Raw genomic sequence first — 16,736 nt, 5'->3', positions numbered from 1 at the left:
ATCTCCAGGCCGGCCCCGCACGCCGGCAGGGCACCGCCCTATTGTGCCGCCGGCAGCCAGTGCACGCTGAACAGGCGCTCGGGGTCGGTCCAGACCGGGCCGATGCCGAAGCCCGCGCGCGCCGCCAAAGTGCGCAGCCCTTCCACGGTGAACTTGTGCGAGTTCTCGGTGTGGATGGTCTCGGCCTCGGCGAAGTGAAGGCGCTCGCCCAGCAGGTTCACCGTCTGCGAGGCGCGACTGACCAGGTGCATCTCGATACGCTGGTGCGGCGCGTTGTAGAAGGCCGTGTGGGTGAAGGCAGAAAGGTCGAAGTCGGCGCCCAGCTCGGCATTGGCACGCGCCAGCAGGTTGAGGTTGAAGCGCGCCGTGATGCCCTGGGCGTCGTTGTAGGCGGCGTGCAGGCGGGCCGGGTCCTTCACCAGGTCCACGCCCAGCAGCAGGCCGCCACCGCGCAGCACGCGCGCCGCGCCCTGCAGGAAGGCCAGCGCCTCCTCCGGGGTGAAATTGCCCAGCGTGGAGCCTGGGAAGAAGCCCACGCGCATGCCGCCGCCGTCGTGCCTTGTCGGCAGCGAGAAGGGGCGCGTGTAGTCGGCCACCAATGGCTGCACGTCCAGCGCCGGATAGTCGGAGCGCAAGGACCGCGCGGCCTGCGCCAGGTGCTCGCCCGAGATGTCGATGGGCACGAAGCGCCGCGGCGTCTTCAATGCATCGAGCAGCAGCCGCACCTTGCGCAGCGAGCCGGCGCCGAACTCGATGATTTCGGCATCGGGCCCGATCTGCTGCGCGATCTCGCCGGCGCGGTCGGCCAGGATGCTCAGCTCGGTGCGCGTGGGGTAGTACTCGGGCAGTTCGCAGATGGCATCGAACAGGCGCGAGCCGGCCGCGTCGTAGAAGAACTTGGGCGAGATGCTGCGCGGCTTGCCCGCCAGGCCGGCCAGCAACTCGCGGCCGAAGCTGTCGCCCTCGCCCTCCTTGTCGTCTCCTTCTTGCGTGGCCGACTGGAAGGCGTCGGAATGGGCGGGTGAAAAACGCATGTCAAAGCTCCTTGGCGAGCCGCAGCCCGGAAAACTGCCAGCGGGCGGCCGGCGGGAAGAAGTTGCGATAGGTGGGCCGCGTGTGGCCCGCCGGCGTGGCCAGGCTGCCGCCGCGCAGCACCAGCTGGCCCACCATGAACTTGCCGTTGTATTCGGCCGCCACGCCGGGCAGCGGCCTGAAGCCCGGATACGGGTCGTAGGAAGAGCGGGTCCACTGCCACGCGTGGCCGCTCAGCTGGCGCATGCCGGGCATGGCGCTGGCGGCTTCCCACTCGACCTCGGTGGGCAGGCGGGCGCCGGCCCATTCGGCGTACGCGGCGGCCTCGTAGAAGCTAAGCTGCATCACAGGCGCCTCGGGGTCCAGTGCGCGCAGGCCCTGCAGGCCGAACACCTGCCAGTCGTCCTGGCTCGCAGCAGCACCAGCGTCCTGCTGGGCCAGCGCACGGCGCGGGTCGTCCGCGCCGACCCAGTAGGCCGGCGCGCGCCAGCCCTGGGCCTGCACCGTGGCCCAGCCATCGGAGAGCCACAGTTGGGGGTTGCGGTAGCCACCGTCCTCGATGAACTGCAGGAACTCGCCGCAGTTCACCAGCCGGTCGGCGATGCGGCAGGGCTGCATCAGGGCTGCATGGCGAGGGGTCTCGTTGTCAAAAGCGAAGGCGCCGCTCCTGTCGTCGTGGCCGATCTGCACCACGCCGCCATGCATCTCGGTCCACTGCAACGGCATCGGCCTGGATGCCAGGCGCAGCGCCGGCGCGGGCGAGGCGTCGTAGGCCGGCAGCGTCGGGTTGCACCAGAAGGCATGCAGGATGTCGGTGAGCAGCAGTTCCTGGTGCTGCTGCTCGTGGTTCAAGCCCAGGTTGACGATCGCCTCGATCTCGCGCCATGTCGACTCGGCCTGCTGCTGCAGCAGGCGCTGCACCGCCTCGTCGACGTGCGCCCGGTAGTCGTGCACGGCCTGCAGCGAGGGGCGCGTGAGCAGGCCACGATGTGGCCGTGGATGGCGCGGACCCAGGGCCTCGTAGTAGGAATTGAAGAGGTACTGGAAGCGCGCATCGAAGGGCCGGTAGCCCGCCAGGTGCGGCATCAGCAGCACGGTCTCGAAGAACCAGGTGGTGTGCGCCAGGTGCCACTTGGTGGGGCTGGCATCGGGCATCGACTGGATGCACTGGTCTTCCGCCGACAGGGGCGCCGCCAGTGCCAGGCTGTGCGCGCGCACATCGCGAAATCGCTGATGCAAGGCGCCGCTTGCCGCCTGAAGTTGTATCCCGGAGATGGACATGGGGGTGCTCCGCACTTGTTTTGGGACGGCCAAATCGCGTTTCTAGCCCATTTCGGCGTTCGGCGCCGGTAGGACAAGGCCCCCAGGTGCCTCGCTCCTGACAGCGTTCTGTCAGGAGTCGGCGCTGCGTATCATGCGACGCATGAGCAGCAGCACCCGCCCCGGCGCCTCATCGGCGCGACCGCACATCGTCATCATCGGCTGCGGATTCGGCGGCCTCGAAGCCACGCGCGCCCTGCAGCGGGCGCAGGTCGACATCACGGTGATCGAGAAGACCAACCACCATCTTTTCCAGCCGCTGCTCTACCAGGTGGCCACCGCCGGCCTCGCGGCGCCTTCGATCGCGGCGCCGGTGCGCGTGCTGTTCCGCAACTACCCCAACGTGACGACACTGCTGGGCGAGGTGAGCGGCGTCGACCCGGATGAACGCATGGTGCGCCTCAACGACGGATCGCAGATCGGCTACGACCACCTGATCGTGGCCGCCGGCGCCACCCACAGCTACTTCGGCCGCGACGAGTGGGCGGCCAACGCGCCGGGCCTCAAGACCCTGGCCGATGCCTTCGACATCCGCCGGCGCGTGCTGCTTTCCTTCGAGGCGGCCGAACGCGAGAGCGACCCGCTGCGCCGGCGCGCCAAGCTCACCTTCGCCGTGATCGGCGCCGGACCCACCGGCGTGGAGATGGCCGGCACCATGGCCGAGATCGCGAGGCACACGCTGCAGGGCGAGTTCCGCCACATCGACCCGGGCAGCGCCGAGGTGCTGCTGATCGAAGGCGGCGGGCGCGTGCTGCAGGCCATGCCCGAAGTGCTCAGCCAGAAGGCCCTGGTGCAGTTGCAGAAGCTGGGCGTGGAAGTGCGCCTGAACTCGCGCGTGACCGGCATCGACGCCACCGGCCTCACGACCCAGCTTGCCGACGGCAGCACGCAGCGCATCGACAGCCATTGCATCGTCTGGGCCGCCGGCGTGGCCGCGTCGCCGCTGGGCCGCATGCTGGGCGAGGCGACCGGCGCGGAGGTGGACCGCGCAGGCCGCGTGAAGGTGGAGCCCGACCTCAGCCTTCCGGGCCATCCCGAAATCAGCGTGGTGGGCGACCTGGCCGCGGCGATGAGCCATGCGCCCGGCAAGGAGCCCCGGCCGGTGCCTGGCGTGTCGCCCGGCGCCAAGCAGATGGGGCGTGCCGCAGCCGCGAACATCCTGGCCCGCATCGCCGGCAGGGCCACCCAGCCTTTCCGCTACAGCGACTACGGCAACCTGGCCACAATCGGCCGCAACTCGGCGGTGGTGGACCTCACCACGCCCTTCGGCCACGTGCGCATGAGCGGGCGCATCGCCTGGCAGTTCTGGCTGTTCGCGCACGTGTACTTCCTGATCGGGTTTCGAAACCGGCTGGTCGTGCTGATGGACTGGGCCAGCGCGTACTGGAGCTTCCAGCGCTATGCGCGCGTGGTGCCGGACCTGCCGGCCGGCGTGCCGCCCGAGACGAAGGGCTGACGCCGCCCATGCACGCGACCGGGACCTTGCGCGGCATTGCCGCGATGCTGCTGGCCTGCGCGTTTTTCGCGAGCATGGATGCGCTGCTGAAGAACCTGGCCGGCCACTACCCGCCGGTGCAGGTGATGGCACTGCGCGGCCTGACGGCCCTGCCCCTGGTCTGCCTGTACATCGCATGGCGCCGCGAGGCCGCCAGCGTCTTCAACCGCCGGCTGCGCTGGCGCCTGCACCTGCTGCGCACCACGCTCAACATGACGATGCTCGTGCTCTTCGTCTATGGCCTGAAGACCCTGGGCCTGGCCGAGGCCTACACGCTCAGCTTCATCGCGCCGCTGCTGATGGTGCTCATCGCCGTGCCGATGCTGGGGGAGTCCGTCCAGCCGCGGCACTGGATCGCCATCGGCCTAGGCTTCGTCGGCGTCGTGATCGCCTTGCGGCCCGAGCAGGGCGCCTTCCTCTCCATGGGCGCCATCGCGGTGCTGGCGGCCGCGGTCTGCTATGCGCTGTCGAACATGCTGGGCCGGCTCATCAGCCGCACCGAGTCGAGCGCGGCGCTGGTCTTCTGGACCACGGCCGGCATGGCGGTGGGCGGCACCCTGCTGGCGGCGCCCGCATGGGTGCCGATCCAGGCGCAGCACGCGGGGCTGCTCGCGGGCCTGGCGGTCAGCGGCTTCCTCGGCCAGATGGCCATTGCCGAGGCCTTCCGCCACGGCCAGGCCGCCGCCATCGCCCCCTTCGAATACAGCGCCCTCGCCTGGGCGCTGGTGCTGGACTGGCTGTTCTGGCAGGCCGCGCCCGATGCTTGGACGCTGGGTGGCGGTGCGCTGATCATCCTGAGCGGGTCGTGGCTGGCGCGAAGCGAGGCACCCAGATCAATCGAGCGCAAGCGGTAGGCCGCCGGAGCCGCGGCAGGCAAAATCCGATCCTGAGCGGAACAATCAACGATTCATCCCGAAAGCACGCCGAAATCGATCCCATGCCACCTGTAGGTGCAGCTCCCGTGGTCCCCATTGACATCCAGGGCTTCATCCTCACCCGCCGCTCGCGAGAGCTCAGCTCGGGCACCGAGATCGAGTACTGGCTGGCCACCGATGCGGGGCCGCGGAAAGTGCTCCTCACATCCCAGACCTCCGTCGCATTCGTCGAAGCGAAGCACAGGGCATCGGTCGAAGCGCATCTGGCCGCCATGCCAGGGATGGAGTTACGCGAACTCGGGTTGAAGACCTTTCACCAGGCCCCCGTCGTCGGCGTCTATGCGAAGAGCTTCCGCCAGCTGGGGCGACTGGCACGCACCCTCCGGACACAGGACATCCCCCTGCTCGAAGCCGACGTGCGCCCGCAGGACCGCTTCCTCATGGAGCGCTTCATCACCGCCGGCGTGCAGGTCGAAGGCGGCAGGGCGGACTCTTCCACCATCGTCGACTGCAAGCTCAAGCCAGCCTCCGACTACCGGCCCTCGCTGAAGGTGGTGTCGCTGGACATCGAGACCAGCCAACACGAAGAGCTCTATTCCATCGCACTGGACGGCACGGCCGAGCGGGTCGTCTTCATGCTCGGCGAGCCGCCGCCCGAGCCGGGCGAAGCGCTGGACTTCGCCCTCGTCTACTGCACGAGCCGCAGGGCCATGCTCGAGAAGCTCAACGACTGGTTCGAGCGCAACGACCCGGACGTCATCATCGGATGGAGCGTCATCCAGTTCGACCTTCGCGTGCTGCAGAAATGCGCCGACGCCCACGGCGTGCAGCTCCTCCTGGGTCGCGAGCGCCAACCCATCGACTGGCGCACGCACCCGGGGAAGCAGGGCTACCTGTTCGCAGCCATGCCCGGCCGGGTGGTCATCGACGGCATCGAGGCACTCAGGGCCGCCTCGAAGAGCTTCGCTTCCTTCAGCCTGGAGAGCGTCTCGCAGGAACTGCTGGGCGAGGGCAAGGCCATCGGCGACGAGTACGACAAGATGGCCGAGATCGAGCGGCGTTACCAGCAGGACAAGCCCGCCCTCGCGATCTACAACATCCGCGATTGCGAACTGGTGCTGCGCATCTTCGACAGGACGAAGCTGCTGCAGTTCATGCTGGAACGGGCCCACACGACGGGCCTTCAGGTGGACCACTTCGGCGGCTCCATTGCCGCCTTCAGCCACCACTACCTGCCGCGCATGCACCGCCTGGGCTACGTCGCGCCGAACGTGGGCGAGATCCCGAGCAAGGCCTTTCCCGGCGGCTACGTGATGGACTCGAAACCGGGCTTCTACGACTCGGTCGTGGTGCTGGACTACAAGAGCCTCTACCCCTCGATCATCCGGACCTTCCTGGTCGACCCGGTCGGCTTCGTCGAGGGCGCGAACGCGAGCGACCCCTCGACGCTCGTGAAGGGACCGCAGGGCACCCTGTTCTCGCGCGAGAAGCATTGCCTGCCCGAGATCGTCACCACCCTGTGGCGGGCCCGGGACGAGGCCAAGCGCGCCAGGAACGAATCGCTGTCGCAAGCACTGAAGCTGCTCATGAACTCCTTCGCCGGCGTGCTGGGTGCGGCCGACTGCCGCTTCTTCAATCCGCAGGTGGTCTCCGCCATCACGCTGCGGGGGCACGAGATGATGAAGCTGACGCGCACCTTCGTGGAGGAGCGGGGCTACGAGGCCATCTACGGCGACACCGACTCGATCTTCATCTGGCTCAAGCGCAGCCATGCCAACGAGGAGGCGCACGCGGTTGCGGCCGGGCTGGTGAAGGACATCAACGACTGGTGGACGCGCACCCTGCGCGAGGAGCACGGCCTGGCGAACTTCCTCGAGATCGAATTCGACACACACTACAAGAAATTCTTCATGCCCACCATCCGCGGCTCTGACGTGGGCAGCAAGAAGCGCTACGCGGGCCTGAGCGTGGATGCCGCGGGCCAGGAGGAGATGGTCTACCGGGGCCTGGAGATGGCCCGCAGCGATTGGACTCCGCTGGCGCGCCAGTTCCAGGAAGGGCTGCTGTCGCGCATCTTCCATGGCGACCCGTACAAGGCGTTCGTGGCCGACTATGCGCGCTCGACCTTGGCCGGACAGAAGGACGACCTGCTCATCTACCGCAAGCGGCTGCGCCATCGTCTCGATGCCTACCAGGTCAACGTGCCGCCGCAGGTGCGCGCGGCGCGCACAGCCGACGAATACAACGCCCGGGCCAACCGGCCCCTGCAGTACCAGAAAGGCGGATGGATCCGATACGTCATGACGCAGATGGGGCCGGAGCCGCTGGAGACGCGCCGCTCCCGCATCGACTACGAACACTACCTGAGCAAGCAGCTCCAGCCGATCGCCGATGCCATCCTCCAGCCCATGGGGGAGAATTTCGTGGCGCTCACGAATTCGCAGCAGGGTCTTTTCTGAACTCCGGATTCGAGTTTCGGATGGAATGGCGACCAACGGCTTACCGAGGCAATCATCGGCCAACAGCTGGCCTGCAGAGCTTTCGAACGCGTCAACTTGCTAACGACACTGCGTTGGGGTCCGAGATGAAGTTCCTGTGTTTGGCGTATGGAGATGAAGCAGGGTGGAATCGCCTGAGTGCTTCGGACAAGGACGAGGTCCTGGCCGCCGACGCGGCGATTCGTGCCCGGGGAGACTTCATGTCCGCCGTCCGAGCGGAAGTCCGTACCGTCACCAATTGGGACCGAAGTCCCCGCTTGTCTGACGCACCCTATGCGACGCACACGCTTCCCCTCGCCGGCTTCTCAGTCATCGAAGCGGAGACATTCGAAGAGGTGCACCGCCTTGTCGAGGGAACGCCGTGCGCCCGCGCTGGGGGATACATCGAAATCAGGGCGCTTTGGGAAACCAGTCCCAGCTGATCGCTCGCGTTTCAGTCGTATTGACCGTGACGCCGCGGGAGCGTTCTGCAGCCGCAGGCACCAGCGTGTGGAATGCGTTTGCACCGCAAGACAGCTGCGGTCCCCAGCGAAGGCTTGAAGGCCGGCGATGCCTGGACGATACTGGGTCGAATCCGTTCTGCGCCATCGAGCTCTGAACGCCGCCCCGGAGGTGAGCAGTGATTGAAGCTGATCCCTATTTCCTAGGCTATCGACAGGAGGAGCAAGATCGCCTGGGGCGACAAGCTCTGGAGCTCGCCGCCGATTCGAACTGGCTGTTCGATCATGTGGGTGTATCGGCGGGCTGGCGGGTGGTGGAGATTGGCTGCGGCCCCCAGGGTTGTCTGGGCCTTCTCGCCGGGCGCGTCGGTGCGGCGGGCCGCGTCGTCGGCGTGGAACGCAGCGTTGAGCAAGCGCAGCGTGCACAAAGTTTTGTCGCGGACTGTCACCTGGCCAACGTCGAGGTTCTACATGCCGATGGCCGCAAGACCGGCCTGCCTGAGCAATCGTTCGATCTCGTGACTGCGCGGCTGGTTCTCGTCAACGTTCCGCAACCCGAGGGCCTCCTGCAGGAGATGGTTCGGCTTGTCCGACCGGGGGGCATCGTTGCACTGCACGAGGCCGAGTCAAGCACGCAACGATGCGATCCACCCCACCACGCCCAGACCCGCTTGCTCGAGTTGCTCAACGCTTCGGCCGAGATGGACGGGATTGACCGGACCATCGGCTCGAAGCTGCCGCGTTTGATGCGTGAAGCCGGGTTGGCGGATGTTCGCGTGCAACCGTGGGTACACGCATACCCGGTGGGTCATGGCCGTCGCATGTTGCTGCTTGATTTCGTAGAGAACGCGCGGGTCAGGATGCTCGGTCAAAAACTGATCGGAGAAGCCGAGTTGAACGAGTTGACAGCTCTCCTGAAGCGCCACCTTGAAGACCCGGAAACACTGGTGCTGTCAAGTGTCTTCATCCAGGCTTGGGGTCACACAACGGACCGGCCATAGGTGCCGGCGCAGTTCCAGTAGCAGCTCCGCTGGCCCGCCAGCGCAGCGCGGAAGCCGTCCCGGACTCCTGCTTGCCGCGGCGCGCTTGGCCACCTTGAGCACCGAGGCCTGCGTCTGTCCGCCGCAGCCGATCACCAGGTCGGCCTACTGGAAGGTCACTGTCTGGGCAGCCAGCACGCCGTCGACGACTTGGGCACCCTGCACGCGCACCCGCACGCCGTTGCGCAGGCCAGCCGCCTGGCCGTTGACGAAAGTGGCTGCGCTCGCATCGATCGGCTGGCCCCGGACGCGGAAGTCCGAAGCCGACCTGAATGCCCCGACGTTGCCGGACAGGTCGAAGGATGCCGGCCCGCCCGTGCCCGGCACGTTGCGGATCTTCAGCTTGGTGGCCCGCAGCACACCACCGCTCACCGCGCCACCCACCTCGACCTTCACACCATTGCCGACGGCACCGTTCGGTCCCGCGGTGACCTTTGCGGCGCTGGCATCGACCGGGAAGCCGAGCACCCGCAGGGAGCCCAGGCCGGCGAAGTCCGTGACGATGCCGGCGAGCTGGGCGATCCCGTTGTCGTTGGTCGGCACCGGATACCACCACTGCACCCGCGTCGCCAACAGGCTGTTGCCCGGTCCAGACATGTCGGCGCGCACCCGCACGAGCGTTCCATTGACCAGCGGCCGGCCATCCAGCATTCCGTCGGGCATGGCGCGCGAATAGTCGACCACGGCCTGGCCCAGGGTGAAGGTGCGTCGCCCCGCATCAAGGTTTTGTACCGTTCCGGTGAGGATCGGCGACGACACGGGCCGCTGCTCGATGCGCGTGGCGCGCAGCACGCCAGGCACGCCCGGCAGGCCCCAGACCTGCAGGGTCTGGCCCGCCTGGATGCTGGCCAGTCCGCTGACGTCCGCCCACACGGTGGCTTCGTCGGTGGTGACGGTCGTTCCGAGGATGACAAAAGTGCCGCGCGCCAGGTTGACCGATGCCGCCGGCCCGCGCACATCGGCGGCGGACTCGACCCAACGCGCAACGCCCTGGGTGAAGTCGGTGTTCACCGGGCCGGTCACCTTCGCGCTCATGCCCAGCTGCAGCCCATTGGGCGCATCCTCGACGCTGCCGGTCGCCGTCCTGGTGTCGTAGCGCAAGCCATTGACGATGATGCTGCCTGCGCCATCGACCGAACCGACGCCGGTCGCGTCGGCGGTGCTCACGCCGGTGCCACCGGATCCGACACCGGAGCCGTCGTCGCCGCCGCCACCGCTCGCGGCGGTGGCGGTGCTGCCGTCGTCCGCGCCGATACCGCCGATGCCGTTGCCGGCCCCATTCGCGCCCGGACTGCCGTCGGTGCCTGGCATGGCGCCAACCCCCGTTGTCGATCCCATCGCCCCCGTGGCCGATGCGCTGCCGTCCACGCCGCCGCCGCCGCCGCCCCCGCACGACATCACGACGCTCAGCATCAGCGTCACCAGGCCAACACGCAGCAGACGGTTCCTCATTTCTTGCTTCCCGGAAGCACTCCAGAGCCGGACGTCGCCGAATCTAGCTCGCCAACTGCGTCTTCGAAGTAGGCATAGACGCCGACTCGAATGCGTGCGGAATCGCCTTTGTCTCGCGCATCGAAGGCGCCGCGCATCTCGCGCGTCATTTCGTCATGAAGGCCGGCCCAGCGATCCCGCGCAATGCGGTGGATTCGCTCGCACTCCTCCAGAGAGATTCCGGCCGCAAAGACCGAGCGCTCGAGCAGGGGCGCCCTGGCACCGACGGTGTTCGACACGCTCGCCAGCAGGTGGTCCCGCGCGTTGTCGCCCAGGAAGGACAGCATCCCCTTCAGGTCGCCGGCCGGCACGAAGCCTTCGACCGACAGTTGAGCCATGCCATCCCGCTCGGTCGCCATGTTCAAGCGGACCAGTTCGTCCAGGATGGCCCGGTGGTGCACGTCGCCCCGGCTTGCCAGGCGTGCGACGGCCTCGAAGGACGGTTCGGACGGGTCGACCGAGGTGATCGGCAGCGAGCGGTTGGCGGGGTCGTCCACCTGCATCTGCAACCACAGGGTCAGGGTCTTGGCTTCCGCGGACACCTCGGTCTGCGGCAGCGATTCCGTCGGCTCGCGCACGCGGCTGGTGATGGCCTTGCGGTTCAGCCCGGTGGTCACCGAGAGCTGGCTGACGTTGGGCTCGACGCCCTTGTGCAGCCAGGCGCGCCGGGCCTCGTCCAGCATCACGTCGCGAAGGACACGTTCGATCTGCGCGTGCTTGACCCCGAAGGCCAGCGCCAGGCGCACGAGAGGACGCAACACGCGCTCGCAGGCCCCGAGCACCCACCCCAGCTGCCCTTCCCGGACCTGAGCCATCTGCTCGCGCGGCACGCGCGTCTGGCGGCCCTTCGCGGAACTGTGCGAGTCCGTACGCCTGGTCGTCATGGAGCTGATTTCACCTCGATAAGGGAGCGACGCTAACAGCCGGTTACCAACGGGACAGGTTCAAAAGCTTTCGTCTTACACAGCACCCTCGCACGAGAGTACATAACCCTTTCCACATGGGAAATTTTCCCATATTGCTGGCCGGCATGCGGCTTCCCCCTCCTTCGGAGTGAGTTATGTCCTTGAATCTCAACGCCTTGCAGGACCTCAGCGGAATCGATCACTCATTGCCGGGGAGCCCCGCCACCTGGCTGTCGGACCCCTCCGCATCACAGACCTCCTGCACCTTCGCCAGCCTGGTCGATCTGGCGCGCATGCAGTTCGGCGCCTCGTCCGTGGAGATCTGCGATGCGTGCAACACCGTCAACCTCGGGTCGGCCCACTACTGCAAGGGCTGCGCCCACAAGCTTCCGGCTTACTACGCCGCCTGTGAGCGCGAGCCGAAGCTGCCCCGCCTGGAGGAATCGAGCCTGCCGATGCGCCGCACCTGGAGCATTGTGAATCGCGCTTCGTTCACGGATTTCGCGGCGTTCGCGCTGGTCGTCAACCTGCTGGTGATGGTCGCCGAGTTCATGCCCATCCAATGACCGGCCGCCCGAGCGAGGACTGACATGACCAAATATTGCGAAGCCTGCCATACCGCGAACAAGGACAACGCGCGGTCCTGCAAGGGATGCGCAGGCCGGTTCAGCGGTGTGCGCACATCGGCGCTGCAGCCTGCGCGTGCCGAAGCCGGCGACGAGCGCGAAGACATGTTCGGAAAGCCGACGGCCAGCCTGACCGCGGTGGCAGGTCCTGCAGGGAGCACCTTTGCAAGGACGGCGGCGGGGCCCGCACCAGTGGGCAGCTTCGCCAGGCCGCACCGTGAGCCTTCGGCGAGGACGCTCGCCAGGGCGTCCTCGCGAAGCGCCGCCAGAGTGCCTCGCGCGGCGGCCGCGGCGCCCTGGGCGCACACGGCGAACCCGACGCCGTTGCGCGAGGATCCTCTCGATGCCAGGCAACGCGCAGAACCCGCGGAGGCAGCACCGGCAGTCGAGCCGCTCGAAGCGCCAACGCCAAGGGGAGCCAGCAATACCAGGAAGCTGCTGTTCGTCCTCGTGCCGCTGGTCGTGCTGCCTCTCCTGGCCTCGCTGGTCTACCGCCTCGAGAGCGACGCGGACGAGAACTTGCAGGTGTCGCGCCCCGAGGTGGCTCGGGAAGATTCGCAAGGCGCGCCGCCGCCGGAGGCGGCGCCTGAAGCGGCTTCGCAAGCCGGACCAGCTCCGGCTTCGGCGCTGGAACCCGCAAATCAGATGGCTGCGGTCCCACCGGCACTCTTGCCGATGAACGAAGCGCATCGCGTCGAAGTCGAGTCGGCGCCGCAAGCGTCGGTGCCGCAACCGCAAGTAGCCGCGGCGCCTGCACAGCCTCAAGCGCCGCAAGGGCAGGCTTCGCAGACCCAGGCTTCGCAGGCGCAGGAGCCGCTGCGCGCGCTTTCGATCGAGCAGAGTGCAGCTGCGCGGCAGGCCTTGGCGGCGCCCGTGACTGCCCCGGCAGAAGAGCCGCGGATCGTGCGAAGCGAGCACTCCCGCGCGCCGTCCAGCCAGGCATCCGCCGCGCCGGCGCAGAAGGAGCGGTCGCGGGCAGCCGAGCGCGACAGGACGACAAGCCCCGCCGTCACTGCGCGCGCGGCGGCGAGAAGCCAACCGGCCGTCGGCAACCCGGTTCCGGCGAGCATGCAGCGCTTGAACGAGCCCGCGTCCCTGAAGGCCGAAAGCCCGGCTCCGGTGGCGCGGCCGCCAGCCCCAGTGCCCGTCGAGGTGAATCGCACGACGGCAGCGCCATCCCGCTGCGATCGATACAACCCCTATGGCGAGGTCGTCTGCATCAACTCGCCGGCAGCGGCGGCGCAAGGCCCAGGCTCCGCCGGCGCGCCGGCGCCCGGTGTCTCGGCGGCGCAGCAGGCCAGTCCCGGTGTTGCAAGCAAGGGCTCGCCGCCGCTGGCGATGTCCGCGACAGCGACGGGGCCTGGCACCGCTGTGAGCGGCGGCAGCAACGGCGTCGGCGGTACGGGCGTGAGCGCGGGACCCGACAGCCCCGGTGGGAGCGCGCCCTCTGGAAACGCAGGGGGCGGGCCTGGCGGTGGCTCGGGTAGCGGTGCGAGTGCTGGTGCTGGTGCTGGTGCTGGTGCTGGTGCCGGTGCTGGTGCTGGTGCTGGTGCTGGTGCTGGTGCTGGTGCTGGTGCTGGTGCTGGTGCTGGTGCTGGTGCTGGTGCTGGTGCTGGTGCTGGTGCTGGTGCTGGTGCTGGTGCTGGTGCTGGTGCTGGTGCTGGTGCTGGTGCTGGTGCTGGTGCTGGTGGCGGCGCCGGCGGGGGTGGCGCTGGTGGTGGCGGCGCGGGTGGTGGTGGCGCTGGTGGTGGCGGCGCTGGTGGTGGCGGCGCTGGTGGTGGCGGCGCTGGTGGTGGCGGCGCCGGTGGTGGCGGCGCCGGTGGTGGCGGCGCTGGCGGTGGCGGCGCTGGCGGTGGCGGCGCTGGCGGTGGCGGCGGCGGCCCCGGCGGCGGCGGCGGCCCCGGTGGCGGCGGTGGCCCCGGTGGTGGCGGTGGCCCTGGTGGCGGCGGCGGTGGCCCCGGTGGCGGCGGCGGCCCCGGCGGTGGCGGTGGCCCCGGCGGTGGCGGTGGCCCCGGCGGTGGCGGTGGCCCCGGCGGTGGCGGTGGCCCCGGCGGTGGTGGCCCTGGCGGTGGTGGTGGCCCTGGCGGTGGCGGTGGCCCCGGCGGTGGCGGTGGCCCCGGCGGTGGCGGCGGCCCCGGGGGCGGTGGCCCTGGCGGTGGCGGTGGCCCTGGCCGCTGAGCAATCCCATGCCTGGCTTCGCAAGCATCCAAGGTGAACCCAAGATGAGAACCGACTACACCCAGTACCCGGCCTTCGCACCGGCCCCTGTCGACTTCGGGCTTTCAGTCAACGCAGTTCTCGACGACCTGTCCAGTTTTGCAGGCGAGCATGTCGCGGTCAGCGGCATCCTCCGCTTCGAGTTCGAAGGCGCGGCCCTGGACCACTTCCCCGGGTCCGAACGACACGAAGCGCCAGTTGGCAAACCCCGCGAGTCCTCGAGCCTCTGGCTCTACTTCGGCTCGGCGGCGCTTCAGTCCTATGAGAGCCAGTTCCGCCGGTGGAACGGCGCCCGGGTGATCGTGCGAGGTTCGCTGAGCGGTCCGCTGTTCCACGGCGGATGCGGCTACCTGTCGGCCTGGCCGGCGGAACTGATGGCGCTCTCCATCCGGCGGCTCGACAGGCCGGAGGAAGTCGATGCCAGTTCGCTGCACCCGGTGCGCCGCCGCCTGCGGCGCGACCATCAGCTTCCTCCCTGATCTCCAAAGTCCGGTGCACGCACACGGTGTTGCATGTGCCTGCCCTGCAGCGGGCTATAGTCCAAGAGCGCCTCGCCCCGAGGCGCTCACGATGATTCCTGGGGGAATGGAAGCATGGGGCAATCCGTACGAAGCCCGGACGCGTTCTCGCGCCTGCTGGCGAGCGAGGGGCCGGACGCGGCACTGAAATACCTGAACAGCGGTGTCGCGCATCGCTATACCGCCATCTACCGCTTCGAAGGCGAACTGCTTCGCAACGTGCTGCTGCACGACAAGCGAGGGCAGATGCGCCCCGACTACCTGATCGCCGTCCCCTTCAAGCAGAGCTTCTGCCAGTTCGTGCTGCGGGACCAGGCCTTTCGCACCGACGATTCGTCGCAGGACGAACGCCTGGTCGGCAACCCGTACCGCGGCGTCGTGGTCTCGTACCACAGCGTTCCCGTGGTGAACGAACACGGGGCGCTATGGGGAACGCTGAGTCACTTCGACATGCGCAGCCATCCGCTGGCCGACGCGGAGTTTGAACTCCTCGACCAAGCAGCCAGGATGCTGAGCGGGTACCTGCCGCAACTGGCCGATTGACGCGCAAGCCCCCGGGGCTCAGCCCTTGTCTTCCGCCTCCTGCAGCAGGCGCCACATCACCTTGCCGCTGCCGCTCTTGGGCAGTGCATCGGCGAACTGCACCACGCGCGGGATCTTGTAGACGGCCATGTTCTCGCGGCACCAGTCGACGATGTCCTGCTCGCTGACCTTGCCCTTGAAGTCGGGCCGCAGCACGACCACGGCCTTGACCGACTCGCCGCGGTAGCTGTCCTTGGTGGCGATCACGCAGGCTTCCTGGATCGCGGGGTGGCGGAACATCAGCAGCTCGACCTCGGCCGGCCAGACCTTGAAACCGCTGGCATTGATCATGCGCTTGAGGCGGTCGGTGATGAAGAAGTAGCCGTCCTCGTCCATGCGGCCCATGTCGCCGGTGCGGAAGAAGCGCTTGCCCTCGAACTCGATGAACGCGGCCGCATCGGCCTCGGGGCGCTTCCAGTAGCCCTTGAAGACGCCGGGCCCGTGCGTGATGATCTCGCCCGATTCGCCCACCGGCAGTTCCTGCAGCGTGTCGGGGTCGACCACGCGCGAGTCGGTGCTCATGTAGGGAATGCCCAGGCACTGCTGCTTGGGGTTCTCGTAGGGATTGGCATGCGAGGGCGCGGCCGTCTCGGTCAGGCCGTAGCCCTCCAGGTACTTCAGGCCGAACTGCTCCAGCAGGCGCTGCGCCACGGCCTGCGGCATGGCCGCCCCGCCGCCGCCGATGTACTGCAGGCTGCTCAGGTCGTAGTTGGCGAAGTTGGGGCTGGCCATCAGGTCGATCACCATCGTGGGGATGTTGGTCCAGCTCGTGACCTTGTGGCGCGAGATCAGGCGGCCGGCCAGGTCGCGGTCCCAGCGCGGCATGATGACCAGCGTGGCGCCCATCATGATCGAGGTGTGCAGCATGCTCACCGTGCCGGTGATGTGGAACATGGGCACCACCGCCAGCACCACCGTCTCGGCCGAGCCCAGTCCCCACAGTTGGCCTGCGGTGGCGTTGTGCATCAGGCTCGAGTGGTTGTGGATGCAGCCCTTGGGCAGGCCGGTGGTGCCGCTGGTATAGGGCAGCAGGGCCATGTCGTCGATGCCCACCACGTGCTCGGGCGCGGGGTGGCCGGCGTTCAAGGCGTCGGTCCAGCTGATGACCTCGCCGCCGGCAAGCTGCGGCAGGGGGTGGCGGGTGAGCAGCCAGTCGCGCCATGCGGGCGGCGGAGCGATGTCTCCCTGCACCTGCGCGTCGAAGCCGTCGGTGTACTGGGTGACGATCAGGTGCTTCAGGCGGTCCTTGGGATCGAGCGCGTCGCTGGCCTTGGCCAACTCGGCCGCCAGCTCGCCGGTGGTGATGGCGACCTTGGCATCGGGGTCGGTAATGTAGTGCTTGAGCTCCTCGGCCCGGTTCATCGGGTTCACCGGCACCACCACCGCATTGGCGCGCAGGATGGCGTAGTGGGCCACGATCAGCTGCGGGCTGTTCTGCATGTCCAGCACCACGCGGTCGCCGCGCTTCACGCCCAGGGCATGCAGCGTGCCGGCCAGGCGCTCGACCTGGTCCGCGAGCTGCGAATAGGTGGTCTCGGTGCCGAAGAAGATCAGCGCCGGCTTGTCCGGATAGCGGGCCGCGTTGGTGGCCAGGTTGTGCCACAGCGAGGTGGCGGGGACTTGAATCGATTTGGGCAGGCGCTTGGGCCAGAACTTGTAGTGCGGGCGTTCCATGAGGGCGTGGTCTCCAGGGGGTT

General features: G+C 68.2%; 15 protein-coding genes. 9 read left to right on the top strand and 6 right to left on the bottom strand.

Features of this window, described 5'->3' with window-relative positions:
- Positions 1 to 38 precede the first annotated feature (38 nt).
- Both egtD and egtB read right to left on the bottom strand, forming a co-directional pair.
- Entirely contained in the window at positions 39 to 1,034 is a 996-nt protein-coding gene (egtD, locus tag BM345_RS12705) for an L-histidine N(alpha)-methyltransferase (protein ID WP_093379988.1), read from the bottom strand.
- A gap of 1 nt (position 1,035) precedes the next feature.
- Positions 1,036 to 2,313: an ergothioneine biosynthesis protein EgtB gene (egtB, locus tag BM345_RS12700; protein WP_093379986.1), complete on the bottom strand. Its 1,278-nt coding sequence runs from the start codon at positions 2,311 to 2,313 to the stop codon at positions 1,036 to 1,038.
- Between the two features lie 133 nt (positions 2,314 to 2,446).
- Between egtB and BM345_RS12695 the strand changes: the two genes are divergently transcribed.
- The 5 genes from BM345_RS12695 to BM345_RS12675 all read left to right on the top strand — a co-directional run bounded on the left by BM345_RS12695 (position 2,447) and on the right by BM345_RS12675 (position 8,661).
- Positions 2,447 to 3,808, top strand: a complete 1,362-nt coding sequence (locus BM345_RS12695; protein WP_175544986.1) for an NAD(P)/FAD-dependent oxidoreductase — start codon at positions 2,447 to 2,449, stop codon at positions 3,806 to 3,808.
- Positions 3,809 to 3,816: 8 nt separating this feature from the next.
- Positions 3,817 to 4,701, top strand: a complete 885-nt coding sequence (locus tag BM345_RS12690) for a DMT family transporter (protein ID WP_093379983.1) — start codon at positions 3,817 to 3,819, stop codon at positions 4,699 to 4,701.
- Between the two features lie 83 nt (positions 4,702 to 4,784).
- Positions 4,785 to 7,181 carry a DNA polymerase II gene (locus BM345_RS12685; RefSeq protein ID WP_175544985.1) on the top strand — a complete coding sequence of 799 codons (2,397 nt, stop codon included), beginning with the start codon at positions 4,785 to 4,787 and terminating at the stop codon, positions 7,179 to 7,181.
- 20 nt (positions 7,182 to 7,201) lie between these two features.
- Positions 7,202 to 7,642 carry a YciI family protein gene (locus tag BM345_RS30855; RefSeq protein ID WP_093379980.1) on the top strand — a complete coding sequence of 147 codons (441 nt, stop codon included), beginning with the start codon at positions 7,202 to 7,204 and terminating at the stop codon, positions 7,640 to 7,642.
- A 197-nt stretch (positions 7,643 to 7,839) separates the two neighbouring features.
- The gene (locus tag BM345_RS12675; RefSeq protein ID WP_217653981.1) at positions 7,840 to 8,661 is read left to right on the top strand and encodes a methyltransferase domain-containing protein; all 822 of its coding nucleotides are present in this window, start codon (positions 7,840 to 7,842) and stop codon (positions 8,659 to 8,661) included.
- Positions 8,662 to 8,805: 144 nt separating this feature from the next.
- Here the strand turns inward: BM345_RS12675 and BM345_RS12670 are convergent, their stop codons facing one another.
- Positions 8,806 to 10,152, bottom strand: coding sequence for a DUF5666 domain-containing protein (locus BM345_RS12670; protein WP_093379979.1), 1,347 nt, complete (start codon positions 10,150 to 10,152; stop codon positions 8,806 to 8,808).
- The gene (locus BM345_RS12665) at positions 10,149 to 11,021 is read right to left on the bottom strand and encodes a DUF6502 family protein (protein ID WP_254789709.1); all 873 of its coding nucleotides are present in this window, start codon (positions 11,019 to 11,021) and stop codon (positions 10,149 to 10,151) included. The genes BM345_RS12670 and BM345_RS12665 overlap by 4 nt, the downstream gene beginning before the upstream one ends.
- Before the next feature lie 230 nt (positions 11,022 to 11,251).
- Between BM345_RS12665 and BM345_RS12660 the strand changes: the two genes are divergently transcribed.
- Positions 11,252 to 11,662: a hypothetical protein gene (locus BM345_RS12660; RefSeq protein WP_093379977.1), complete on the top strand. Its 411-nt coding sequence runs from the start codon at positions 11,252 to 11,254 to the stop codon at positions 11,660 to 11,662.
- A gap of 821 nt (positions 11,663 to 12,483) precedes the next feature.
- Here the strand turns inward: BM345_RS12660 and BM345_RS29695 are convergent.
- The gene (locus tag BM345_RS29695; protein ID WP_139237507.1) at positions 12,484 to 12,885 is read right to left on the bottom strand and encodes a hypothetical protein; all 402 of its coding nucleotides are present in this window, start codon (positions 12,883 to 12,885) and stop codon (positions 12,484 to 12,486) included.
- Positions 12,886 to 13,154: 269 nt separating this feature from the next.
- Between BM345_RS29695 and BM345_RS30100 the strand changes: the two genes are divergently transcribed.
- The 3 genes from BM345_RS30100 to BM345_RS12645 all read left to right on the top strand — a co-directional run bounded on the left by BM345_RS30100 (position 13,155) and on the right by BM345_RS12645 (position 15,000).
- Positions 13,155 to 13,937, top strand: coding sequence for a hypothetical protein (locus tag BM345_RS30100; RefSeq protein ID WP_175544983.1), 783 nt, complete (start codon positions 13,155 to 13,157; stop codon positions 13,935 to 13,937).
- Between the two features lie 7 nt (positions 13,938 to 13,944).
- Positions 13,945 to 14,418 carry a hypothetical protein gene (locus tag BM345_RS12650; RefSeq protein WP_093379976.1) on the top strand — a complete coding sequence of 158 codons (474 nt, stop codon included), beginning with the start codon at positions 13,945 to 13,947 and terminating at the stop codon, positions 14,416 to 14,418.
- A 114-nt stretch (positions 14,419 to 14,532) separates the two neighbouring features.
- Positions 14,533 to 15,000, top strand: coding sequence for a GAF domain-containing protein (locus tag BM345_RS12645; RefSeq protein WP_093379974.1), 468 nt, complete (start codon positions 14,533 to 14,535; stop codon positions 14,998 to 15,000).
- A gap of 18 nt (positions 15,001 to 15,018) precedes the next feature.
- On the opposite strand, the gene BM345_RS12640 is transcribed toward BM345_RS12645, so the two are convergent.
- Positions 15,019 to 16,713 (bottom strand): long-chain fatty acid--CoA ligase, encoded by a 1,695-nt coding sequence (locus tag BM345_RS12640; protein ID WP_093379973.1) that lies wholly within the window; start codon positions 16,711 to 16,713, stop codon positions 15,019 to 15,021.
- Between the last annotated feature and the right edge of the window lie 23 nt (positions 16,714 to 16,736).

It is taken from the genome of Variovorax sp. OV329 (genome assembly GCF_900114785.1).
GTDB lineage: Bacteria > Pseudomonadota > Gammaproteobacteria > Burkholderiales > Burkholderiaceae_C > Variovorax.
Note: the sequence above shows the minus strand (reverse complement) of the source record. Positions and strands in the feature narration are given on the sequence as shown.